A 23324-nucleotide genomic window follows, 5' to 3' on the forward strand; every position below is an offset into this window, starting at 1 on the left:
GGGTTTCTGGTATTATATTAAATGTGTATCGATTTTTGAGCGAGTGGAAATCCATAAAAGCCGCGCTGCGTTCAAAACACAAATGGGAGGAGGAAATAAGAAAAAGCCGATCTCAAAGGCCCAGCCGGCCGAGGAGAAGGCGAAAGAAAAAGAAAAGGGAAAGAAGGAGAAGAAGGAAGAAAAGGGCAAGAAAGAGGAAAAGGCGCTATCTCAATACGACATAAATCAAGAACTGTACTCAGCCATAGTGTCGACGCTGAAGAAGAACAAAGTTCAGACCGCCTATGATCTCAGTGCGGCCCTCGGCGTTAAGTATGGCTTAACCCTTAGGGCATTGAAGGACCTAGAGGAACAGGGAAAGGTGAAGATCCTTTCCAGAAACAGGAGATCGATCCTCTACTCCTTACCCTGAAATCAAAAGGAACGAACGAAAGAAAAAATCAGATTAACTTGGTTAATTCCTTTACCTCTATTTTTGTAGGAGGTTTCAGTTGACCGGCGAAGTCGGTCAGGGCTTTGGCGGACGGGACATCCCATACGCAGTAGGCCTCGTTCTTTCCAACGTAAGCGCCTACTACCTTGAATCCCGTCGGGAGCTTGCCAGATGCCGCAGCTCCCTTTACGGTTTCTAGGAACTTCTGCGCGTCCTTTTCCTTTGAGGCATCCCACGTGTGATGAACCAGAACGTATACCATGAGATTAACTCGCGATGGCTTATACGGACAGCGGTTTGGGCCAACACTTTAATTCAAGGGCATGGTTTTCTACGATGCACAACGCCGACTAACCTCCCGATCGACGCGAGGCTGAAGTGGAAGAGGGTAGAGGAGGCCAGGACGCCGGAGGAGAGGTTAGCGGCGCTTGAAGATTACCTCTCAGCCATTCCTGCTCATCACGGAACCGAGAAGCTCAGGCTTCAAGTAAGCAAGCAGATAGCTAAGCTGAGGCAGGAACTCAGGCAGGGCGAGAAGAAAAAGGGAAAGCACAGTTATGGGATAAAGAGGATAGCCGACCTGCTCTGCTTTTTGATAGGGCCGCCATATTCTGGCAAGAGCGAGTTCTTGCTTAGGTGGACCGGAGGGGCTTCAAGGAAGGACATGGGGGTGGCCGACCTAGGAGGCATGAAGGTCCAGGTCGTGGAGTTGCCCTCCGTGGTTCCCGGGCAGAGGGGAAGGCCGCAGCCCGTTATGCCTGACCTCGTTATCGTCTTTTTGACAAAGGAGTATCGGGACGCGGAGTCCATAATAGGGGCTTACGGGCGTTACATGCTTGATTTACCGCGCATAGCCGTTTCAAGGGACGGCGTCGCGGGAGCTTTGCCGCCTGACGTTGATCTCAAGGAGCTGGAGAGAGCGGTCGTGCAAGCGACCGACATAAAGCGCATATACCTGAAGTCCCCGCAGGAGAGGCAGGCAGACAGGAAGCCCATGATATTTAGATCAGAGGTGACCGTTGGTGATGTGGCCGAAGCGCTGCACAGGTCGCTGGCAGAGAACTTCAAGTACGCTAGAGTATGGGGAAGCGTGGCGTATCAGGGGCAGAAGGTGGGAAAATCGTACAAGCTGAGCGACGGGGATATCGTAGAGATACACGCTTGACGTGCAACTCAGCGCTTGCTACCGAGGTTGACTTAAATATAATAAGTTAAACATAATACAAGGTAGCGTTGAGGGTCGCGGGAATGCCGCCTTTCTGATCAGTTCGAACTTCTGGAGGCCGCTACCGTGGGCTGAGGCGCTGGCCAGTGCAGCGGCCCTAGTGACCGCGTCCTCTTCTTTCATGCCTGACACGAGATTGTGAAAGGCGGATGCCAGGAGGACGTCGCCGGCCCCCGTGGGATCGCTTCCATTTCCGCTGGATTTGGCATGATATTTGGAAGTGCCGTAAAGCGTGGCACCTGCCCTCCCCCTACTAATGAGGACGTAGCGAGAGCCCACGCCTAAGGCCATGCGGGCATTCCCAAGGGCAGCCCTGAATTCAGTCGAGGAGCCCGCGATCAAAAACGAGCCCTTAAGGAAAGAGAGGTCTGTGCGCTCCAGGTGAACGCGTCCATCGGCGTCAAAGCCCCTTACATATCCCTGAATGCCAACAGCGGTGCGGATCCCTGAGGAGATGGCGCTGGATGTGAACTCCTTTGAAAGCTCTCTGGCCACGGGTCCCAAGATAACGCCATCGTACTCGCGCAGCTCGGAAGGATCGAGTTCCAGAGGGGTTGCCGGACGACTTAGAGCAAGCCTTCTTCCCTTTTCATCGTAATCTATCTTGAAAATGGCGGTGTTGCCCGTCGGGTTTAAGTTCACAACCTCCACTCCATAGGAGCTGAGCTGATCCCTGAAGGGCTTCCAGTCATCGCCGTGCGAGGTTATTATTGTGGCAGAGTCCCTGAGCGCCGCGAGCGCGAGAGCGGCAAAGAAGCTCGTCCCACCTGGAGCCTTGATGGTTCTTCCATTCTTGCTTATGCTATCCACGGTGACGCTACCGATGCAAGCCAAACGCATGTGTTTAGCACCGGGGTAACCTAAGGGATTTGCCCTGGTACCGGTTAGCAGGTGGAATGGCGGATATCCATATATACCACGGGCAGTAAGACTACGGCTGATAAGCCCGGGTGTTATATTGTGGCTAAGAAGAGGAAGAGTAGAGGAAGAGGAAAAGGGAGCAAGGGAAAGGCAAAACTCGTTCAATGTGATAACTGTGGCGCGTGGGTGCCTAGGGACAAAATAGTGAGGGTGACCAGATGGGTTTCTCCAGTTGATCCCCAGCTAGAGAAAGAGCTCAAAGCGAAGGGGGCCATCGTTCCAAAGGTGCCCGTCACCAAGAACTACTGCATATCTTGCGCTGTTCACATGGGACTGAGGGTAGTAAGATCGAAGAAGGAAAGAAAGGAGTCCTACAGCAGGCTTTAGAACAAGCGCCGTCTAATAGCATTGATAGAGCTTGGCGTACGAGCGCTTGAAGAAGTATCTGACGCTTGAAAACCTGTGGATATACATAATAAAGCTTCTATCTGAGGCTCCAAATGGGGAGATGTATGCGTACGAGATAAAGAAGGCACTTCACGTTCAGTTCGGCCTAAGGCCCGCTACGGTAACCGTTTACTCGGTTCTTTATCGCATGGAGAAGGAAGGGCTACTTCAGAGCAGGTCGACCGGCACGGGCCTGGGAAGGCTCTCCAAGAGGTACTACACGGTAACTGACAAGGGAATGAGGGAGCTGCAGCAGGCAGTTGACTTCATAGATGAGGTTCGCTCGAAGCTTCAGATGACCAAGGGCTAAGGGACGTACACGCAGGCCGGGTCGCTGGCCAGCGGGTCTCCGTAAGTTGCAAATGCCCTAGCCCTCGATCCGCCGCACTCTTGCCTGTAAGGGCATACACCGCACTTGCCTGAGAAAGAAGCATCTCTTATCCTCTTTAACGTGGGGTTCTCCCTGTAGATTTTGACCAGACTTTCGCGTCTCACATTTCCCAAGGGATATGGGGTAAAGCCGCTGGGGAACACGTCTCCCTCATTAGAGACGAAAATGACGCCGCTTCCGTCCCGCGTAGTCCCCATCTCGGCGAGAGGCCTTTCCTTAGGTTCGCCCAACAGCTCCTTTGTGCGCTGCAGCAGAGCAGGATAAAGGGGGGACATGGGCGAGTAATCGGGTCCACCGCTTCTCTCCCTTATTATCCTTCTGAAAAACGGCGCTTCAACGGTCCTGACCCTTATCCCGTATGATGATGCCCAATATAGGTAGTTCAGCACGTCCTCCATCTCGTTTGGGCTGAGGTCCTCAAGTGCGGTTGCCCTTCCAACCCTTATCAAGAAAAAAACCTCCCAAGTCTTTACTCCGAGCTTTTTGACCTGATGGAGCGCCTCAGGTAGCTCGCCAACCGTAAGTTTCATCACGGTGGTGTTCACCTGAAGGTCAAAGCTGAGGGCCAGCTGCTGTATGGCCCGCGTCGTGCGCTCGAAACTTCCGGTTCCCCTTATGAAGTCGTGGGCATTCTTTCCGCCATCAAGGCTTATGGAAATGGAGCGGATCTTTCCTTTGAAGGCGGCCATCTTTGTTATCACGCTTTCAGAAACGGCCGGGGACATCGCCAAGGGGATGCCGAGACCGTGGGCGTGGTCAACTAGCTCTTGGAGGTCCTCCCTCATAAGCGGATCGCCTCCGCTGAGCACAAGCACTGGAGGCCTGTCGAAGCGCGCCAGATCTTCAATGAGGCCCTTGGCCTCCTTGGTGTCAAGCTCTCCTGGAGGGGGACGAGTCATGGCCGAAGCGCGGCAATGAACGCACGCGAGCTCGCAGGCTTTGGTGGTTTCCCAGAATACCAGCACGGGGTTTCTTGAATAATCCGCGGGCATAGAGACTTCGATTAACGGGTTGCTAAGCTTTTATCCCCATATTATATAGTCGTAAAAGTTGCTAACGAAGTTCAGAAAGAGGGTTGCAGGCGTCGTTCAGGCCATGGCATACCCTTTCATCCGCTTGGGCGTGTCTCCGAACGCCATTACCGTCTGTGCTTTTGTCCTTTCTCTTGTTGCCGCTGTGCTAATAGTTGAAGGGCGGTACCTCTGGGCCTTTGTCCCCTTTGCCTTGGGTTCGCTTTTAGATGGTCTCGACGGAAGCGTGGCCAGGGCTCTGGGGCGTGCCACGCAGTTCGGCTCGTTTTTGGACTCATCGCTTGACAGGTACTCGGATGGCGTGGTTATCGGGGGATTCTTGATGGCGTTTTCCGCGTTGCCTGCTAGAGCGGTGACGCTTGCCGCTCTTCTTGGGTCCTTCCTCGTCAGCTACAGTAGGGCCAAGGGGGAATCCCTTGGGTTGAAGATGGAAGGAGTTGGAATCGGAGAGAGAGCGGAGAGGCTGATACTTGTGGCCATTGCCCTGCTGTTCAGCAGCGCAAGCCTGGTAATAATGGCAATTTTGGCCATCGTATCCAACTTCACTTACCTGCAGAGGCTTTGGGAGATAAGGAAGGGAACGCAGGGGAAGCGATTCCCTTAGGCGCTTCCTAAGGGCTTTCGCGATTACTCATGGCGTTGGGTTCTCTGGCGCGCAGGCCCTCAAGTTACCGGTTGGGTTCTTGGACGGACATATTTTTAAGTAGGTGTGAGCTTTAACGCATGAATGAAGCCACAAGGCTTTGGGTTTTTGCGGCCATATTTTCCATAGCCTCTTATGCCGTCTCGGCTGGGCTGTCGCTGGGCACGGCAGCTTACGCTGCATCAATATTCTTGGATCCCGTGGTGAACCTTACCCTTCCGCTTCTGATATTGTCGGTGGGTTTCCAGGCAATAAACAAGAGAGGTGGTGCACTTGCCATAGGCATAATAACGGCGGCGCTTTTCGCCCTTAGCTTCATGTTCTTTCTTACAATAACTGAATTGATAGCTGGCGCGCTGACCGAGCTTTCGGCTTACTTCGTGGGTTACAGGGGGCTCAAGGCCTCTACGATCAACACGGCGGTGTTTGGGCTTTCCGAAGGAGCGCTCAGCGTTGAGATCGGGGCTCTGTTCCTACATTACGCTGTCCCTGCTCTGCCGCTGGTAGCCTTCGCTGTGGCTTTTGCGGCCTTAGGGGCTTTCATAGGCTATCTGGGCGAGAGCATCTCATCGTACCTTGTGAGGTCTGGGATAATGAAATAGCAGTTAAGCAGCGGGGATCGAGAAATACATGAAGATTAACGCGCTTTTTGGGCTGGCATCCGGGGTGCTTTTGGCGATTTCTGCGGCCATGACATCAAGCCCGTTCCCGCTGATCATGACGTTTCCCTTTTTGATTGGCAAAAAGAGGGTACTAGTTGCCGAGCTTCTTGTGATTGCGTCGTCGTTTTTTCTCCTTCGCGCCATGGACCACTCCTCGCTTTTTGTCTTTACAGAAAGGACGATGACTTACGTGAACCTGTACTTGATAGCCTCACTCGTAATAGATAAGGCATCGGTCCTTGGGTTTTTGGGAAGGAGGGGAATTCCCTTGGTGCTGGCTCTTGACTATTTCCCCTATTTTTTATCGGTTGCATCCGACGTGGTCTTCTATGCGAGGGCGCGGGAACTGACTTCAGGCCTCGGGCCGAGGAAGCTGTTCTCTCTCTTGCCCTCTCTAGCCCTTCCCTTCATAGTGGAGGTCGTTAGGGTTGCCGAGAACCTGTACGTCGCGTACACGGTCAAGCTCTATGGTCATGGCACAAGGCAAGTCGCCATCAGGCCAAGCCTTGCGGATTTGTCATTTCTTGCTTATGGGGTGCTTGCGCTTTGTTTGAGCTTTATCCCTCGTTTCTAAGTGGGCACATGGAAGTGGGCGATGACGAAGTCGTTGCCCTGCTCGGTAAAAGCGGATCCGGCAAGACAACGGTCATAAGGGAAGCGATGGGCTTTGGCGGAAAAGCGAAACTGGGCGTTGACGGAAGCTTCGGCCCCCCTCCGATATCGCGCGAGGTTCTGGCGGCGGTCATGCAGGATCCAAATACGCAGATCCTAGGGGGCTCATGCGATGACGAACTCGCCATCCTTTCCATGGATCATCGCGTGGATCGGTCGATAGCAGAAGACATCATGGGAAGCTATTGCGGGAAGGATTTCTTCAAGCTTTCCGACGGGTATAAGAAAAGGATGGCCATTGCCACGGTCCTTTGCTCCCTGCCCAGGTACGTTATGCTTGATGAGCCGCTTGCCAACCTGGACAAGGAGGCGACCGCGGGCGTGCTATCGCTCATAAGGAATGGCAAGGTGGTGGCCGAGCACAGGGTCAGGGAGATAAGGGACAGGGTTCAAAGGGCATACCTCATAAGGGGGAGCTCGCTCATCGAGCTGACGAACGACAGCTTGTACGACGACGAGTTCTTGATCAAGAACGGCCTGCGCGGCTTCAGCGTCGAGGCACAAAAGGGAGATCCAGGCGACGTGATCCTTGACGTGGACGTTGGGTTCAGGCTTCAGATCAGAGCTGGCGAGGTCTTGTGCCTTTATGGAAGCAACGGTTCGGGAAAAACCACGTGCATAAAGAGGCTTGTGGGCAAGGCATACGCCGTCTTCCAGAACCCCGATCTCCAGTTTTTCAAAAAGACCGTCGAGGAAGAGGCGGGAAGTGCTGATGCGTTATCCCTTTTTGAATTACAAGGAAAGGATAGGGCAAGCCCTTTCGCCCTAAGCTATGGAGAAAAGATGAGGGTATTGCTCGCTGCCGCCTATGCTTCCGGGAGGCGCGTCATAGCGCTTGACGAGCCAACCGTGGGAATGGACGGCGACGGTTTTCTATCCTTCCTTAAGGCGTTGGAGATCATGAGGGAAGAAAGAAAGGGAGTTTTGATAGCGACACATGACGATGACCTATTAAAGGCTTGTGACCGCGTGATAAATCTTGACGAGCTGTTTGGCAAGCGTGCTCGGTGAGCCATGACGAGCGCGCTCAGGGCATCCCATGCATCGGCCTTGTCAGAGAGGTAGGCCTCAAGGAAGAGGTCGCTGCTGAAAAGTGACCTCATCGCGTGCCTGCGAAGCTGCGCTGGTGCCATGCGGTAAAGTCTCAGAAGGCGCCTTTGTGTCCTGATCTCGCTCTCCACACCTTTTAGCCCCGCGGATAGGCTTTCCTCGAGGTCCCTGCCTCTCAAGATCGCATCGGCGGCTATCTCGGCCGATAGGGCTGCCGGTCTTATGCCCTCCCCAGCTATGGGATATACAAGCCCTCTGGCCTCTCCGATCCTTTTTGCCTTGACCTTAACTGGGCCTACGGTTATGGGGGCTCCCAGAATCGACGCGATTTTTCCTCCCTGTTTCTTAACGTAATTCCTGAGGAGGGGTAGCGGGTCCTTTACTTCCATAAAACCTGCCCCGATGTTGAGCATTCCGTTGGCGCTCGGAAAGATCCAGTAAAATCCCGTCAAGCGGGAGTCAAACTCCAAGGAGACGCGATGTGGTGCTTCTTCAGATCTCACCAGTGCGCGAGCCGCGTAAACCACCTCTCTATCTCCTGAGTAAGGACCGGTGGCGTCAACTACCAGGTCGAATTCAGCTGGATTGGGCCTTTGTCCCACGATGGCGTCTTCTCTCATGGAGTTTATCCAAGCGCTCTTATCGATTATTAGCCACTTGGGATGGCGAAATGACGTTGAGTAGATAAGCTCACTATCAACAAAGAAAGAGAAGTCGTGCACCTCTGCGATGACCTTCCAGGGGATCTTCGGGGAATAGGAATTCGTGATCGCTTCCCCACACGCCTTGAAGTAACTTGAGGTCACGTCGTAGAGTTGGGACTCGTGACCGGTTGACTTCAAGAGGGCATGAAGGTAGGAGCCCGCAACTCCCGCTCCGATTATCCCTATCTTCTTCACGTGGTACTTGGGTTCCCAGGTAAAAGTTTGGCGATAAAAACAGGCTTATAAATCATGGAGCAAAGGTTCTATGGTCGCGCCCCTGCTGGCCAAGGCAAATCTTGCCGAGTACATGACCATAATGGGGATATACGTCCACGCGTGGTTTTTGGTGTTCGCTGTTGGCCTTCCATATGTGGTTTTGGCGTTGGAGTGGAAGGGCATAAGAGGGCATCAGGGGCTTTACATGGAAGCCGCGAGAAGGGCAAGCATGGTTTGGGGCGTGTCCTTCGCCGCAGGTGCCGCCACGGGAACTCTCGTGGAATTTGGGCTAGTTCAGGTTTGGTCTGGGACGCTTTTGGCTCTTGGGACTTTCTTCTTCTCGGTTATGTATCTTGAGCTTTTTGCCTTTATGACCGAGATAGTTTTTGTCGTGCTTTACATATACACGTGGGATAGGTTCGCGTACAAGTGGTTGCACTGGTTGCTCGGCCTCGTGGTTCTCCTTGGTTCTAATGCCAGCGCGCTACTGATATTGGGAGCCAACTCCTTTATGAACGTCCCCTGGGGAACGGGTCCGCTGATATCGAAGATCCTTCCTTGGGAGAACGTTAGTTATGGCCCCTCGGTTTCCAACTCGACCGCCCTACTGTCGGCGGCATCGGCGCTGGCAAGTGGCTCATCGGCACTTGCAAATCTGGCGCTCGGCTCATCTTTGGGCCAGATATTATCTAATCCTCTGATAGCGTTGTCCAACCCGGATCTTTTGGCCACCTTCCTTCACACGGTAACCGCTTGCGTGATAGTTGTTGCCTTTGAGGCATCGTCGGTGTTCGCTTACCTTTACTTCAGGGGATCGGATGCCGAGAAGCAGAACATGCTTAGGCTCTTCAGGGTGTCGTTTGGCGTTGGGGCCGTTGCGAGCCTGCTGCAGCCGGTTTTCGGGGATTTGGCGGGGAGGGTTGAATACGTGTACCAGTACACGAAGTTCCTGGCTGCAGAGGGTTTCGGACCAAAGGGAGGGACGAACCCCATACTTGGAATCCTATTGAAGGGCAACCCGGGCTACGTCTTTCCCGGTTTTGACCAGCTAATTCAGGAGGCCCATGCCTCGATTTCGCCTTCAGCAGCGCTTGCTACCGTTTCGGGAGCGGAGTCGGCGGAAAGCCTGATCTTTCCCTTTTATTACGGCATGGTCATCTCGGGCGTAGTGCTGTTCGTGCTCGCCGTGGCCTACTTCTTCTCTTACTCGCCGGCGTTGCGGTCGTTTGAGAACAGGATATTGGGCCTGTTTCACGTGAACGTGGAGGAGTTTCTCATGTACTCCTCTTTCTTTGCCGCAGTTCTGGCGCTGTTTGCAGGCGGTGCTGGGTGGGCCGTAAGGGAGATTGGTCGGCATCCTTGGACCATATACGGGCTTATCCCGTATTACGACGTGGTGACACCTGCATCCATAACGCCGGCTTTCGTGGCTTACGTAATGGCGCTTGAGGTGACGATTTTCGTGGCTGGGACGTCAGCCATAATACTGGTTTTGAGGCACGAGATAAGGACAGCACCGGAGGTGAAGGCGGGTTGACGCCGAATTCGGTTTGGATAGGTTTTGTTATGATAGGAATAACCATAGTCAGCCACATATTCCTTGTAAGCTTGGTGCTGGGGCTAGCGTTTATGGCTCCGATCCTGGAGTATCTGTCTTATAGGAACCAGGCGCTAGCCGGCGTCGCCAGAAACGCGTTGAAGTACCTAGCGGTAAGCGAGCTCGCGGCCGGCGTTTGGGCTACCTGGTTCACGGTGGCGCTAGCGGGCTTTTGGCCTCAGCTGACGTTCATAGCTACCGACGTACTCTTTGTGCCTTTGGCCATAGGGATCACGGGGGTGCTTATCGGCATACCGTTCATGGCCATATACTGGTACACTTGGGAGACCGTTTCCAAAAGGGTACACATTGCAATAGGTGCGGTGATGGCCATGGGAGCGCTGCTTGTGCCCATTGGTTTCAACATGATCTTCTCCTTCCTGGACGACCCCGTGGGCATGAACAGAGCGCTCGCGGGTAACGCGCTTGCCGTTTTCCAAAATCCCATTTATCCGGACTTCACGCTTCACAGGATAAGCGCTGCCATTTCCATGGCGGCCATGGTTTTCGCTGGGGTTTACGCCATAAAGGCCTACAAAAGCGGAAGCGAAAGCCATAGGGAGGCCTCGAGATTTGGCCTTTACTTAGGGATGCCGGCGCTTTTCATGGCCACCGCAACTGGGGTGATTTACGCGTTCTTGCTGAACAAGTACAGCCCATACATGGCGTCCGCTGTGTTGGGTCCGCTATCTACCGTCTCGGTAAGCACTTACGTTAGGGCATATCCGGGCTTTGTGGCCTTCATGGGAGTCGTGACCCTAATATGGGCAACGGCCGTGTTCAATGCCCTTCACGCTAAGTACGACTTCGCAAAGGCGATTTCCTCGGGGCTGATGATAGTGTCTTCCCTGCTTGGCGTGCCGCTCGGGGAAATCTTGAACGATTACCCGCGGTATCCTTACATGATAATAAAGGGGACATCGGGTCTTGAGGCGCAGCTCTTCATAAACAAGTGGATGTATATCCCTCCATCTTTCGCGTACGCGGCCATGATCGTTGGAACGATTCTCATGTGCGTGTTCACCTACATGATCTACCTTGTATTTTCCCAGAAGCTGCCGGGGCAACGGCCGGCCACTCCAGGCGTTAGCGCTCGGGAGTAGAGGTGGGACAGAATGGGACTTGGCAAGGACATAGCCTCAATAACCAAGATATCGCAAACGGCAGTCTTGGTCTTCACGGCATTCATAGGTTACATGACCGCAAGGGCGCCGTTTTTGCCCTTAACGCTGCTACTGGTGCTGATTTCCGAGTTTGCCGCGATTTCCGGAACGACCATGATAAACATGTACCATGACAGGGACATAGATCAGCTTATGTCCAGGACGAGGACGAGGCCAGTCCCATCTGGGAGGGTCAGCCCGATGGCCGCCCTGGCATGGGGTTACGGTCTTTTTGGTCTCGGCTTGGCCGTTTCCCTTTTGGTAAATTCGCTTTTTGCCATCACTATATTTCTTGGTTATGCCTTTGACATATGGGTTTACACTTTGTTCCTAAAGCGCAGGAGCCCTTGGAACATAGTTTTCGGGGGAGTTGCGGGCGCGATGCCGATTCTCGGAGGTTGGATTGCGAGGGCGGGAAGCGTGGGCATTGGTGGCTTGCTCATGTTTTCACTGGTAATGTTCTGGATACCACTTCATACATGGGTAATAGCACTTGTTCATAAAGAGGATTACTCAAGGATAGGAGTCCCCATGGTTTCCTTGAGATCAAGCGCAAGGCGCGTTTTCCTATTGCTCTTCTTTGCGCTCGCCGCCTTTTTCTTTGCGACGGTGGAGATGGCCTTCATCGGAATAACTGGCATTTTAACACCAGCCATATCGGGCACGATGATAGCGGTGCTGATCTACATGCTTTATCGTGCCATTATTCAGGGAAACGCTTCCTTGCTTCGCGCATCGCAGATGCTTGCTCACGTTTTTCTGACAGTGACTCTGGTGTCCATACTGGTTTTTGCGGTTATCTAGAAGGTGCGGCCGCCGGGATTTGAACCCGGGATCGCCAGCTTGGGGAGCTGGCGTCCTAACCAGCTAGACGACGACCGCGTCAATAAGCGATCGGTCTGAACTTTTTAAGTTTTCCATAACTAGGCACGAGCATAAAGGTGCCTTAGAGAAAACCGCCTAAACCTATCCAGGTGAAACAGCACGTGCATGGCCATCGATGGGCTGCGCAAAATGACCGCTACGAGGGCTATTCCAAGAATTGTGGTAGCCGCTAGAAGCGCGCGCGAGGGCAGGCTGAGTGGGCTGTAATATATATGCGGGTACAACGCTTGCACGCAGCGCTTGTACTCCCTAAGGGCCTCAACGCGCCTGACACCCATGGGAAGGAAAGGAATTATCGAAGAGTACATGCTGCGAAGAATCAGGGTAATTGTAAGCGAGTCCGTTGCCACAAGTGTTTTCAGGTCAGTTCTAACCGCGTATAGCGCGTCGGAAAACGAGAGCTTCGCGTCGTCACTCGAAGCGTACCTAGCGTAGTGGATCTTTGCTCTAGCTAAGATGCGCCTAGCTACCTCATCATAAGGAGTGTTGGCAAGCATTTGATACATCACAAGGGCTGCATCAAGCTCCATTCTGTATGTAACCTTCCTCCTGCCGATAAAGCCACTTGGGCCTGACAGGTCCAAATCGCTTTGGTTTGCATGCTTTCTGTAAACCGTTAGTGGCTCCCTGTCTTGAACAAGCAGGTCTCCATGGAGTAACCCCGCGGCCAAGTAAAACCAGTCAACGGAGTACTTGGCACGGAGCAGGTTATCCCTTTCAGATTCAAGGATTTTCTTTCTTATGGAGATGCAGCTGCTGTTAAGGCCGCTTACCGATCTGAAGTAGGTGAGCTTATCTTTACCGAATATGCGGAACTCATGATTGCCCCGATCCTGCCGAACAACTCTTCCCTGATCGGTTACCACCTTCTGCCCATTGTGATAATAGTCTGCACCTGCGTTAAAAAGTTCGTAAACTCTTTGAAGCTTAGTCGGTTCGAACTCATCATCGTCATCGAGAAAACATATCACATCTCCTCTTGCGCTTTGAAGTGCCTCAGCCACCTTCTCGCCAGGGCTTAGGGCGCTTGAAAGCAGCGGCTTGGCGCCCATAGAGCTCAGCCTTAAATCGAGGTCTTGGTCGGAAAAGTTTTTGATCACCAATACCTCGTAACTGGACGAGGAAAGCGTTTGAGTGAAGGCCGATTTGACAGCCATCTCTTAAAGCCTTTCCTAAACGCGTCAACAGCGATGATCGTTATGAAAGGATCTTCCGGCATTTAACGGGACGCATGAGCTGCTCATAAGTATGTCGACTTGGATAAAGTCAGGGTAACCGCGTATGCTTATAAGCTTCCGCATGCATGAGGATCGCAGAATGATTGGAGAGTTACGCTTGGACTTACCTGGAGGTGCTGCTCGATGATTCCAACTAAGTTCTTTGTGACGAGCGGAAAGGCCATCGATCCCATATCTAGCCTCAACGCGTTTGATGCTGCGCTCGTGGATGCCAAGATCTCGGAGTGCAACCTGGTATCGGTTAGTTCCATACTTCCTCCTGAGGCCGAAGAGGTCCAGAGGGTGCCCATACACCCGGGAAGCATTACTTTTGTGGTTTTGGCGCGGATGGACGGTGATGAGGGCGAGGAAATAGCCGCTGGGGTTGCTTGGACATGGGAAGCAAAGCACAGGTTCGGCATGGTTGCCGAAGCTCACGGCTACATGAGCCGTGAAGCCATAACCGAGATACTTGAGTGGAAGCTCAGCGAGATGGCAAGGCTAAGGGGAATAAACATAACTGAAAAGAAGATAAGGGCAGAAACGCTGACGGTGCCCATGGATAACTACGGGTCGGTCATAGCCGCGGTTGTCTTCATCCCTCCTGCTATGAAGTACGGTTAGGACTCCTGCTCTTTTTCCTCGACGCGTACCACAAGGGAAAGGGTTTGATCGGACGCGGTTTTTCTGATGCTGGAGTGCAGGGATGATGCCAGCGTTGACAGCATCTCGAGCCTGCGCTTTCCCGCCTCTATGCTCTCTCTTCCTCTGAAGAGGCGCCAGGGTATCTGGGCCTCCTCGCCCTGCTTTACGCCTCTTGAACTGATGCCGCACATCGCCACCTCGAGTCCCCTTCTCTGCAAGTTAAAGAGAAGCTTCCTCTCTCCTAGTCCCATCATGCTCTCTCCCTTGCTGAGCCACTCGTAGGCGTGGTCAAGCCCTTCCTGAGTGTAATAGGGAAGGTTCTCCTCAACCCAAAGCATGATTGTGTCGGGATCGGCGGAAGAAAGCGCGGTGTTGATGCTCGACAGCGCCCTTGTACAAGAATCCGATAGTAGGGCCTGTTCTACTGCCTGTTTCACCTCGTTTTCGGTATCCCGCGTGCTTCCTGATCCGAAAGACCAACTCTGAAGGTCATTGAGGGCTGCTCTTGCGTCACCGTTTGACGTTCTCGCGAGTCCGTTCAGTTCTTCCTCTTCAGCATAAAGGCCAAGCTTGGAACACGCGTTTTTCAGTACTTCAAGTACCTCATCAGGCTCAAGTCTTGAGAATGAAAACTCAGCACACATACCCCTTAAGAAGCGCAGGCTTCTGGCGTACTTGGAGATGGCAGTAAGCACCACGGGAGCCGCTGATTGCTTCGCCATATCGAGGATCATGTAGCCGATCGTGTCATCATATACCGCATCCGCATCATCTATGAGGAGGAGTTTCTTAGTCTCCCCAAAAAGCGTAGACCGATTGGAAAGGCCGTCCAATAGTTTCTTCACGTCTTCCCTTGACCTAAGTTCAGATGCGTCTAGTTGGATGAGCAAGGCGCCCATCTCCTTGGCCGCAGCCTTTACCAGGGCGCTCTTCCCAACGCCAGGAGGGCCATATAGCAGCGCGCAGTTTTTGAGGTCTCTCTGCCTCTCGCTCTTCTGTTGTGGGTTGAACCTGAAGTTCAGCCATGACAGAAAGCCGCGCTTGGCCCTTTCGTTTCCCACTATTTCGGATAATGACGGCCGGTAGTCCATGTACCAAATGCCCGTAGTTCTTGTGTTTGCGGTGTTGTCTGCCGTAGCGGAAGCCATACATGCAACACCCGAAAGCGCTTAAAAACTTGCGGGTAAACTATCCCCTGCATGGGTACGGCTTTTGTTCCCGCAGCGCGACACCCCCTCGCGCCCTCGTTTGCGCAACCGATCGATGCCTCTGGTTGAGTTGGCATTTACGGGCGCGTTTAAGCCGCGGTTTTGGGCCGAACCCAGTTGGAGAGCATCTCCCAACGCACTTTTGAGTCGGCCACACTCACTTTAACATCTTATCCCAACGGGTAGGGTCTTCGGCGATAAATGCGTAATACCGCACGTGATCATAACGTAGGTATCTTATTGCGCGAGACCGCTCGCTACGGACCGCACCAAGAACCCGCTAGTGGCTCGTCGCAGCTCAGAAAACATGGCTTGAGGATGCGGTAGCTTTAATTACTGAAATTCTTTTTTTATTGAATAAAAATGTCTTTCGGACTTGATGTTCCTTTTGTTCCAACTCCTGAGCCGGTCGTAAGAAAGATGCTCGAGCTGGCCGGCGTTACAAAGGGCACGGTCGTTTATGATCTTGGCGCTGGAGATGGAAGGATAATAATAATGGCTGCCAAGGAATTCGGGGCAACGGCCGTGGGTGTTGAGGCTCATCCTGGGAGAGCGGAGCTCATAGAAAAAAGAATAGAGGAGGAGAACCTGAAGGACAAGGTGACGCTTATCAGGGGTGACTTTTTCAAAGTAGACGTGTCAAAGGCAGATGTCTTGGCGCTGTATCTTCTCACAAGCGTTGATCAGAGGCTTGAGCCAAAATTCGAGAGCGAGCTGAAACCGGGTGCAAAGATAGTCTCGCATGACTTTCCATTCCCAGGCTGGGTACCGGACAAGGTCGTTGAGGTGAAGGATTCGCCGTTTACGCACCAGATATACCTCTACGTGATGCCTCCTAAGAAGGCTAAGCGAGGACTGGCGGATGAGCCTTTTAGAGCGTTTTTTGGAGATAAGGGAGTCGGTGGCTCGGTGGGGACTCGGTTATATATCAAGGGTTGATGCCGACGACATGGGTGTGAGGGTCGCTTATAATGCGGGGGCCTTTGAGGAAGCCGTCGCCGGAATAACTTACAGATCGGAGGCGGGCGTGGCCGACTGGACAAGGGTGGTTGTGCCGGCGCTATTCTACGGGGCAAAGTTGAAAAACGGAGAACAGGGCAGGGTTTTCATAATGGGAAGCGATGAGGGTATCAAGGGTCTTCCAGATGGGGTTTACTGCTGGGAAGGCGACAGGAAATTCGTTGAAAGACTTTTCGAGTACGTTCCGCTTAGGTCAGCGTCGGGGCTGTTTCACGTCGCAGTTATGCCTTACGTCCAGGCCAAGGGATGGATTGAGGTTAGGCCCTTGGGGGAGTATCCCGACCCCTTACTCATGGTCTGGCTATTATCAGCCCTAAATATGGCTTGGTCTCATGCGTTGGGAAATGAAGCCGCTGAGATATTCCCAGCAAAAAATCTTCTTGAAGGAAAACCCGGTAAAAAATCAGGGAAACAGACCTAAGGTCTTTATGGTATCCGCCACTTTGCCTACCCCAAGCACAAGGGCCCCAAGCCTCATTGTTGTGCTGTGCTTCTGACTGGTCTTGACCACTTCGTTGAACGCCCCTACCATCTTCTCCTCCAGCTTTGAGTTCACCTCCGAGAGATCCCATTTCTCCCTGTGCAGGTTCTGCAGCCACTCGAAGTAGCTGACGATCACTCCTCCCGAGTTGGCAAGTATGTCCGGCACAACTAGGACGTCCTTTTCCCTTAACACCTCATCCGCTTCGGTATCCGTGGGGCCATTCGCCCCCTCAACTATTATCTTGGCCTGGATGCCATCGGCGATTCTCTTGTTTATCTGTCCCTCGACTGCGGCGGGAACTATGACGTCAACCGGAAGGGAGAAGAGTTCAGCTGGTTCTATGACTTCTCCTTCCTTATATCCCTTGAGCTCTCCATACTTCTCCTTGTGCTCGAGCGCTTTGTCGGGGTCAATCCCTTGTGGTGAGTAAAGCGTTGTGCTGCTATCGCTTATGGCGACCACCTTGGCGCCCATCTCCTTACTCAATATGTGGGCGGCGTAATAGCCCACGTTTCCAAAGCCCTGCACGGCCACCGTGGCGCCCTGCAACTTCAACCCCTTTATGCGGGCCGCCTCCCTCGCGCATATGGATACTCCTCTGCCGGTGGCCTCCGTTCTACCGTAGCTTCCGCCAACGGACAGGGGCTTTCCCGTAACTACCTCTGGAACGCTGTAGCCCTTTATGGCTGAGTAAGTGTCCATTATCCACGCCATGGTCTGAGGACCCGTGTTCACATCCGGGGCAGGTATGTCCTTGTAGGGTCCTATCTCGTCAGCTATCATGGCAGCGTAGCGACGTGTTAATCTCTCTACCTCTCCGGCGCTCAGCTTCTTTGGGTCCACCACGACCCCTCCCTTAGCACCTCCGTAGGGAAGGTCCGCAACTGCCGTCTTCCACGTCATCCACATAGCGAGGGCCTTCACTTCGTCTAGGGTCACCATCTGATGGTACCTTATGCCTCCCTTGTAGGGGCCCCTGGCGTCGTTGTGCTGTACCCTATAACCCGTGAACACCTCCAGCCTTCCGTCATCCATCTTAACGGGGACGGAAACCTGTATGATCTTCTTGGGAACGGAAAGCATGTCCAATATCCATGGGTCTATGTTGCCTATTTCAGATGCGAGCTTAAGTTGCTTTAGCGCCACCTCGTAGGGATTTTCGGCTTCAGCCTTAACCTCTTGGGATAACAACTTTACCCGATATATATGCGGCCGTGAAATTTAAGGCGCTCGTGTTCTTCCCGAAACGGATATATAGGCTCTTGCGGGAATAGCACGTGAACAGAAACCTGAGGTTAGTATCGGGATTTCTGCATGATTACTTCGGCGACAACGATCATCCGCTATACGCAACCCTGAAGGTGAGCAACAACTGCAACGATAGGTGCGATTTCTGCGACTTCTGGATGAACCAGGTGCCGGAGGAGAATACTGAAACACTGAAGAAAATAATCGACAACATATCGAAGGGAAGCGTAACGGTGTTGAGCTTTGAGGGAGGCGAGCCCACGCTTAGGCCCGACCTTAAGGAGCTCCTCAAGTACGCCAAGGATAGGTCCTTTTACGTGATGCTTACAACAAATGGCTTGCTTCTGGATAAGGTACCTATGGACGAGTACGCCGAGTATTTTGACTTCCTTCACCTTTCCATTGACGAGGAACACAGGAACACCTATCTTTTGGATAGGCTGAAGGACCTCAGAAAGAAGTACAAGGTAAATGTCCAGACGGTGGTCACAAAGAACAATATAGACAAGCTCGAGTACAAGGTACAGAAGGCCCACGAAGCTGGAGCCAAGATACTTGCCATGCCCGTGGTTTACTACCCGGGCTTGCCGGATCTGAGGCCTGACCCGGTAAAGCTTCACGACGTTCTCGTAACTCTCAAGAAGAAGTACGGGGATACGCTTAACAACGGCCCTGCCGTCATAGAAACCCTTGTCCGCGGGAGGGTGTGCCGTTCCCTTTCTATAATGGTGGAGCCCAATGGTGATTTGGTCTACCCATGCCCGTTCATAGGGAAGAGCATAGGAAGCCTTGCTGAGACGCCCTTGAACGAGCTCATGGCGAAAAAAGAGGCCAAGCTGGGCAGGGAGAGGATGAGGCAGTGCGAGCTGAATTGCCCACTCTACCTTCATGCCGAGACCTCCACCTTCTCATCCCTTAGGGCGCTTTTGCCCTATGCCATGGGCATGGCCAAGTGGGCATTACTGGATTGAACTTGACCTTTCGCGGGCCTCCCGATGGGCCAATCCCTCCTTTTTCAAGAGGAGGAGACATCTATGGCTACGTGTGGTGGCTCGTCTCGAGCATACCCAAGGGAAAGGTAAGTACGTACGGAGACGTGGCTAAGGCTCTGGGCGATGTTAGGTCTGCGAGGGCCGTTGGTGTGGCGCTTTCCAGAAACCCGTACGCTCCTCAGGTGCCCTGCCACAGGGTCGTGATGAGCAATGGCGAGCTTGGAGGATACGCGCTCGGCGAGCAGAGGAAGAGGGAGCTTTTAATCGGCGAGGGCGTGCCAATCGCTGACGGAAAGGTCGCTGACAAGCGCGTTTTGTGGCGGTCATTTCCCGATGGCCCTGGTCCGCTGGAGACCGTCGCCAAGGAACAAGAGGAAAAGGGAAAAAAGGTGATCACGGAGGACAGGACTTTCAGTTGCGAGATAGGGGTTGACGTCTCTTACGGCGGCCCTAGCGTCGGCTATGAGCGTGGCGTCGCCGCTGCGGTCATGAAGTGCGGGGAAGAGCTGACGCAGGTAACCGCAGGCGGTATCGTTACCAGTCCTTACGTACCAACTTACTTTCACCTTCGTGAGGCCCCTCTGATATACTTGGTCTTGGAAAAAATGGCCCATGAGCTTGGGAAGGACGTGAGGTCCATGTTTGAGGACATCGACGCGGTGCTTCTGGTCGACGGCGATGGGTACATGCATCCAAGGCGCTTCGGTTTGGCTTCCTCGGTGGGCTACGCCCTAGGGATCCCTTCCATAGGTGTTGCGAAGTCGATGCTCATAGGAAGCGTCGCGGACGATCGGGTGATTGACAAGGAAACCGGAGAAGTTCTGGGGGCCGTTATTAGAGATGGAAAAAAAGCCTATTACGTATCGTCTGGAAATCGCGTAAGCGCTGCCTCTTCAGTGGAACAACTAAGGGGTTCGTATCCGGAGGTGCTTAAAAGGGCCCATAATCTGTGCACCGTGGAGGGCCATGTCCATACCTGAGATAGAGTCGCTTGGCATATTCATATTCGTGTTCGGGGGAGTAGCGTTTAGAAACGTGCTCAGGCTGAAGCAGCCCATATGGCTTTTCTTCCTGATAGGTGCGCTGGCCACCGTGGCGCTTGGCGTGCTAACACCGCAGCAAGCCTACCAGTCAATAGACCTGCAGGTCATAGTTTTTCTCTTTTCCATGTTCATCATAGCCTCAGCGCTCAAGATGTCCGGTTTGCTAGGAGAAGTTGGAGCGCTCATAAGCAAGAGGTCATCCGGTTGGCCTTCTCTAGTCCTTTTTTTCCTCATATTTTCGGTGGCGTCCGCCTTTCTCATGAACGACCCATTGGCCATAATAGGGACGCCTGTTGGTCTTTACCTCTCGGGGATTGCTGGGGTCGAGGCTTTTCCCTTCCTTTTGGCACTTGCATTTGCGGTCACAACGGGCAGCGAGATGACGCCCATGGGAAATCCCCAAAATCTTCTGGTGGCGGTTGAGAGCGGCATGCGCGCCCCCATGATAGAGATGACTCAGTGGCTTCTCCTGCCCACCGTTGTCAACGTGGCGCTGGCATTAGCTGTGCTCAGGGTGGCATACAAGCGCTCAAGGCCTGCAGGCGATCCCGCGATTGAGCTCTTAACCGCTAAGGACAAGAGGCTCAGGAGGGTTGCCATAGCGGGGGTGGTGGTAACGGTGATAGGTCTCTTTGTTGTGAACTGGCTGCAGCTCTTGGGGTACAACCCTCCGCTTGACATAAGCGGAGTAGCTCTCCTGGGAAGCGCCATTGTGCTTGGCCTCGGGGGAAAGGAGAGAGAGCTCCTTTACGACGTCGATTGGGGCGTGCTGGTCATGTTCGCTGGTCTGTTCGTAGTTACTCAGGGAATGTGGAATTCTGGGCTGGTAAGGGCGATTGCCGGCATTATACCGCCTCCCACGCCCAACGGTAGCCTCGCCCTCATAATGCTACCCTCCGTTGTCTTAAGTCAGATCATAAGCAACGTTCCAATGGTCGCACTTTACATGCCCCTTATGAGGGAGGCTGGTTTTGGCCCCACCTCGTATAGGGCGTGGGCAGCGCTGGCCGCTGGAAGTACCCTTGCCGGAAATCTAACGCTAATGGGAGCAGCGAGCAACCTGATAATAGTTCAGGAAGAGGAAAAGCACAGGGGGAAGTCCAGCATGGACTTTTGGAGATTTGCGGTTTACGGTCTTCCCCTTACGGCACTGAACTGCTTGGTCCTGTACGCGTTTCTCTTTTACGGGATAAGGATTTGAATCGTCGATTGGTCTATCGTATCATTGGTCCCCGCAGCGTTATCAGTAGGATAACCAGTGCTAGCGCCCTATCGATTTCATAAGCTGCACCAAGCACGTCTCCGTTCGTGAACTTAAACGCCCGGTTAAAGTAAGCGGCCACCGCGGGAAAGATCAGGACGCCTACGAGAAAAGCTATGAGACCGCCGTGGGCCTGAAGGAAGAGCGGAATCGACGGGACTAGGGTCAGTAAAAGAGCGGGCCACATCATCGGTCTCCTGGATTTAACGGTTTTAATGAACTGATCTCCTAAGCCTGAGTCGTTAAGCGGGGTTCCCACGAGGGCCGCCTCGAGAATGCCAAAAGATGCCAAAGCCGATGACATGGCCAGCGCTCCGCTCGGCGCATATGAAAGCGAGGTCACAGTTACGATAAGCGTGAAGGTTAAGAAAGCCAATGCCCCGGTTCCAGTGAACTTATCTCTCATGATTTCGAGCATCCTCTTGGGGTCTTTTGTTGCCCTTGCCATCCACGCATCACCTGCATCTATGAGCCCGTCAAGGTGATTGAATCCCCCAACTAACTCCGCGGTGGCTAGGGATAGAGCGGCAGCCACAAGGCGTGGCAGGCCCAGCCATGGAAGAAAAAAAGCCGCTGACGCTAGCCCGATTCCACCCTCTATCAGTGGATAAAGGTAAAACGAGGAGAAGTCCAGTTCCTCGGACTTCACGGGGATTATGGTTAGAAAGGCAAGCGCCGATTTCCAGTTCGCCAATCGACGCACCTCCAGCATCTCCATGATCTTGTCGACGTCCACGTTCTTCCTAAGCAGTTCTTCCGCTTTTGCGACGGAGCTCAAGATCGACGACAGTGGATCGGTTTTTTCTTTGGGTTCCGGTAACTCCTTCCTTTGCCTTACACCTTCCAGCAAGCGGTTGGTCAGAACGTCGTCGTAGAAGACGGCATGGTGGATGAGCGTAGCGTACACGTTATTCATGTGGCAGCCTTCCCAACCATAATCCGTTTTGAAGAGCGGTTTTCCACCCTCTTTCCAGTCCGTCTCCCAACTCGTTCTTCCCTTGTGAATTTCGAAGCCGTCAGCCCTTCCACCTAAGTCGTCCGTGGCCGCGTTCCTCCTCACCACTTTTTCGTTGCTGAAGATCGTTGTGTGAGGGAGAAGCGACAGCCCCTCGTCTTCTCCAGGTCTCTCGCCCTCAAGCCCAAGGGGGTCAACGAGCCTTGAGCCAATCATTTGAGCCCCTCCGCATATAGCCACTATGGGCTTGCCTTCCCGATGGGCCTGCATAATGGTTTCATCGATGCCCTTTTCCCGCATCCACCGTAAGTCGGAGCGAGTGGACTTTGATCCAGGCATGACCACGATGTCTGCGCTCTTTAGGTCTTCGGGTGTTGTGGCGTATACCAGCGACACATCGGGCACGTACCTGAGGGGTTCCACATCTGTAAGTATGGAAGCTCCCGGATACCTCACCACGGCAACCTTGATAGGCCCGCTTCCCCAGTTCTTTACGTCCAATGAGTCCTCCGACCACGAGGAGACATCGCTCTCGTAGGGAATCACGCCAAGCACTGGTACCCCTGTGAGCTTCTCGATCTTCGATGGGCCATCTCCCAGAAGCGAGGGGTCTCCTCCCATCTTGTTTATAACGAAGCCCTTGACCCTACGCCTCCAGTTTTCCGGAAGCAAGAAGTAAGTGCCATAGAGGGAGGCAAACACGCCTCCCCTCTCGATATCCCCTACAATTACCACCGGAGCGTCCACGAGTTCCGCTGTCCTCATGTTAGCTATGTCGCGATCGTAGAGGTTTATCTCAGCAGGCGATCCAGCTCCTTCGATTATCATGAAATCGTGGCTTGAGAGCCTCTTCATGGCGTGCGAAGCAATTAAGAGGCCTTGGCTTACCACGTTCTCGTAATAGGCGTTAACCGAGAAGTCGCCAACCCATTTTCCATATATTATGAGGGATGACGTGAGGTTCCCTCTGGGTTTCAGCAGTATGGGGTTCATGTCCACCGAGGGTTCCTCTGCTGCCGCTATGGCCTGAACCGCCTGTGCAACGGCCATCTCGCCGCCCTCGTCGTCAGGCCCTCCTCTTCTCGCCACGTACGAATTAAGCGACATGTTCTGAGTCTTGAAGGGAGTGACCGAGTAGCCCTCATGTCTTAAGAGCGAGCAGAGGGCAGCGACGATCGTGCTCTTTCCTGCTCCGGAAGACGTCCCCTGTATCATGAGAGCCTTCATGAGATTTCAGGGGCATCTGCATATAAGGGGACCGGAAATCGAAA

At 53.4% G+C, this 23324-nt stretch carries 24 protein-coding genes and 1 tRNA gene; 17 read left to right on the forward strand and 8 right to left on the reverse strand.

The genetic code is table 11. The features are described from left to right. Positions 1-82 precede the first annotated feature (82 nt). Positions 83-412, forward strand: a complete 330-nt coding sequence (locus tag PRZ02_RS01195) for a hypothetical protein (RefSeq protein ID WP_449462940.1) — start codon at positions 83-85, stop codon at positions 410-412. Positions 413-440: 28 nt separating this feature from the next. Here the strand turns inward: PRZ02_RS01195 and PRZ02_RS01200 are convergent, their stop codons facing one another. Beyond that, positions 441-695 (reverse strand): hypothetical protein, encoded by a 255-nt coding sequence (locus PRZ02_RS01200; protein ID WP_449464030.1) that lies wholly within the window; start codon positions 693-695, stop codon positions 441-443. Between PRZ02_RS01200 and PRZ02_RS01205 the strand changes: the two genes are divergently transcribed. Then, positions 675-1598 carry a TGS domain-containing protein gene (locus PRZ02_RS01205; protein ID WP_449464031.1) on the forward strand — a complete coding sequence of 308 codons (924 nt, stop codon included), beginning with the start codon at positions 675-677 and terminating at the stop codon, positions 1596-1598. The genes PRZ02_RS01200 and PRZ02_RS01205 overlap by 21 nt on opposite strands. 18 nt (positions 1599-1616) lie before the next feature. On the opposite strand, the gene PRZ02_RS01210 is transcribed toward PRZ02_RS01205, so the two are convergent. Then, positions 1617-2498, reverse strand: a complete 882-nt coding sequence (locus PRZ02_RS01210; protein WP_449464032.1) for a PfkB family carbohydrate kinase — start codon at positions 2496-2498, stop codon at positions 1617-1619. A 120-nt stretch (positions 2499-2618) separates the two neighbouring features. On the opposite strand from PRZ02_RS01210, the gene PRZ02_RS01215 reads away from it, so the two are divergent. Next, a complete protein-coding gene (locus PRZ02_RS01215; RefSeq protein WP_449462936.1) occupies positions 2619-2906 on the forward strand; it encodes a 30S ribosomal protein S26e in 288 nt (95 codons plus the stop codon). Positions 2907-2952: 46 nt separating this feature from the next. Continuing rightward, the gene (locus tag PRZ02_RS01220; RefSeq protein ID WP_449464033.1) at positions 2953-3276 is read left to right on the forward strand and encodes a PadR family transcriptional regulator; all 324 of its coding nucleotides are present in this window, start codon (positions 2953-2955) and stop codon (positions 3274-3276) included. Here the strand turns inward: PRZ02_RS01220 and PRZ02_RS01225 are convergent. After that, a complete protein-coding gene (locus PRZ02_RS01225; RefSeq protein WP_449464034.1) occupies positions 3273-4349 on the reverse strand; it encodes a TIGR04053 family radical SAM/SPASM domain-containing protein in 1077 nt (358 codons plus the stop codon). The genes PRZ02_RS01220 and PRZ02_RS01225 overlap by 4 nt on opposite strands. 58 nt (positions 4350-4407) lie before the next feature. Between PRZ02_RS01225 and PRZ02_RS01230 the strand changes: the two genes are divergently transcribed. From PRZ02_RS01230 to cyoE, 7 genes are all read left to right on the forward strand, one after another. Next, positions 4408-4992: a CDP-alcohol phosphatidyltransferase family protein gene (locus PRZ02_RS01230; protein ID WP_449464035.1), complete on the forward strand. Its 585-nt coding sequence runs from the start codon at positions 4408-4410 to the stop codon at positions 4990-4992. A gap of 119 nt (positions 4993-5111) precedes the next feature. Next, positions 5112-5633, forward strand: a complete 522-nt coding sequence (locus PRZ02_RS01235; protein WP_449464036.1) for a hypothetical protein — start codon at positions 5112-5114, stop codon at positions 5631-5633. A gap of 28 nt (positions 5634-5661) precedes the next feature. After that, on the forward strand, positions 5662-6267 hold the full coding sequence (locus PRZ02_RS01240) for a hypothetical protein (RefSeq protein WP_449464037.1): 606 nt from the start codon (positions 5662-5664) through the stop codon (positions 6265-6267). Further along, entirely contained in the window at positions 6240-7376 is a 1137-nt protein-coding gene (locus tag PRZ02_RS01245) for an ATP-binding cassette domain-containing protein (protein ID WP_449464038.1), read from the forward strand. Before PRZ02_RS01240 ends, PRZ02_RS01245 begins: the two co-directional genes overlap by 28 nt. Positions 7377-8384: 1008 nt before the next feature. Then, the gene (locus tag PRZ02_RS01250; protein WP_449464039.1) at positions 8385-9872 is read left to right on the forward strand and encodes a cytochrome ubiquinol oxidase subunit I; all 1488 of its coding nucleotides are present in this window, start codon (positions 8385-8387) and stop codon (positions 9870-9872) included. Next, positions 9869-11035: a cytochrome ubiquinol oxidase subunit I gene (locus PRZ02_RS01255; RefSeq protein WP_449464040.1), complete on the forward strand. Its 1167-nt coding sequence runs from the start codon at positions 9869-9871 to the stop codon at positions 11033-11035. Before PRZ02_RS01250 ends, PRZ02_RS01255 begins: the two co-directional genes overlap by 4 nt. Before the next feature lie 12 nt (positions 11036-11047). After that, positions 11048-11899 (forward strand): heme o synthase, encoded by an 852-nt coding sequence (cyoE, locus tag PRZ02_RS01260; RefSeq protein WP_449464041.1) that lies wholly within the window; start codon positions 11048-11050, stop codon positions 11897-11899. Positions 11900-11903: 4 nt separating this feature from the next. Here cyoE and PRZ02_RS01265 read toward each other — a convergent pair. Together PRZ02_RS01265 and PRZ02_RS01270 are read right to left on the reverse strand one after the other, a co-directional pair. Next, a tRNA-Gly gene (locus tag PRZ02_RS01265) sits at positions 11904-11977 on the reverse strand. Positions 11978-12018: 41 nt separating this feature from the next. After that, positions 12019-13137, reverse strand: a complete 1119-nt coding sequence (locus PRZ02_RS01270; RefSeq protein WP_449464042.1) for a glycosyltransferase — start codon at positions 13135-13137, stop codon at positions 12019-12021. A 204-nt stretch (positions 13138-13341) separates the two neighbouring features. On the opposite strand from PRZ02_RS01270, the gene PRZ02_RS01275 reads away from it, so the two are divergent. Then, a complete protein-coding gene (locus PRZ02_RS01275; protein ID WP_449464043.1) occupies positions 13342-13821 on the forward strand; it encodes a pyruvoyl-dependent arginine decarboxylase in 480 nt (159 codons plus the stop codon). Here the strand turns inward: PRZ02_RS01275 and PRZ02_RS01280 are convergent. Beyond that, positions 13818-14990 (reverse strand): AAA family ATPase, encoded by a 1173-nt coding sequence (locus PRZ02_RS01280; protein WP_449464044.1) that lies wholly within the window; start codon positions 14988-14990, stop codon positions 13818-13820. The two genes, PRZ02_RS01275 and PRZ02_RS01280, sit on opposite strands and share 4 nt — an antisense overlap. Before the next feature lie 423 nt (positions 14991-15413). On the opposite strand from PRZ02_RS01280, the gene PRZ02_RS01285 reads away from it, so the two are divergent. Together PRZ02_RS01285 and PRZ02_RS01290 are read left to right on the forward strand one after the other, a co-directional pair. Next, on the forward strand, positions 15414-15989 hold the full coding sequence (locus PRZ02_RS01285; protein WP_449464045.1) for a methyltransferase domain-containing protein: 576 nt from the start codon (positions 15414-15416) through the stop codon (positions 15987-15989). Then, positions 15913-16491, forward strand: coding sequence for a hypothetical protein (locus PRZ02_RS01290; RefSeq protein ID WP_449464046.1), 579 nt, complete (start codon positions 15913-15915; stop codon positions 16489-16491). The genes PRZ02_RS01285 and PRZ02_RS01290 overlap by 77 nt, the downstream gene beginning before the upstream one ends. On the opposite strand, the gene PRZ02_RS01295 is transcribed toward PRZ02_RS01290, so the two are convergent. Further along, positions 16474-17745 carry a Glu/Leu/Phe/Val family dehydrogenase gene (locus tag PRZ02_RS01295; protein WP_449464047.1) on the reverse strand — a complete coding sequence of 424 codons (1272 nt, stop codon included), beginning with the start codon at positions 17743-17745 and terminating at the stop codon, positions 16474-16476. The genes PRZ02_RS01290 and PRZ02_RS01295 overlap by 18 nt on opposite strands. An 86-nt stretch (positions 17746-17831) precedes the next feature. On the opposite strand from PRZ02_RS01295, the gene PRZ02_RS01300 reads away from it, so the two are divergent. From PRZ02_RS01300 to PRZ02_RS01310, 3 genes are read left to right on the forward strand one after another with little or no spacing between them, the layout of a single operon-like run. Beyond that, complete coding sequence (locus PRZ02_RS01300) at positions 17832-18773, forward strand: radical SAM/SPASM domain-containing protein (protein ID WP_449464048.1); 942 nt, start codon at positions 17832-17834, stop codon at positions 18771-18773. After that, positions 18755-19774: an endonuclease V gene (locus PRZ02_RS01305; protein ID WP_449464049.1), complete on the forward strand. Its 1020-nt coding sequence runs from the start codon at positions 18755-18757 to the stop codon at positions 19772-19774. The genes PRZ02_RS01300 and PRZ02_RS01305 overlap by 19 nt, the downstream gene beginning before the upstream one ends. Continuing rightward, entirely contained in the window at positions 19761-21038 is a 1278-nt protein-coding gene (locus PRZ02_RS01310; protein ID WP_449464050.1) for an SLC13 family permease, read from the forward strand. The genes PRZ02_RS01305 and PRZ02_RS01310 overlap by 14 nt, the downstream gene beginning before the upstream one ends. A 13-nt stretch (positions 21039-21051) precedes the next feature. On the opposite strand, the gene PRZ02_RS01315 is transcribed toward PRZ02_RS01310, so the two are convergent. After that, entirely contained in the window at positions 21052-23280 is a 2229-nt protein-coding gene (locus PRZ02_RS01315) for a cobyric acid synthase (protein ID WP_449464051.1), read from the reverse strand. Between the last annotated feature and the right edge of the window lie 44 nt (positions 23281-23324).

This window comes from Tardisphaera saccharovorans (assembly GCF_046635845.1).
Lineage (GTDB): Archaea > Thermoproteota > Thermoprotei_A > Marsarchaeales > UBA168 > UBA168.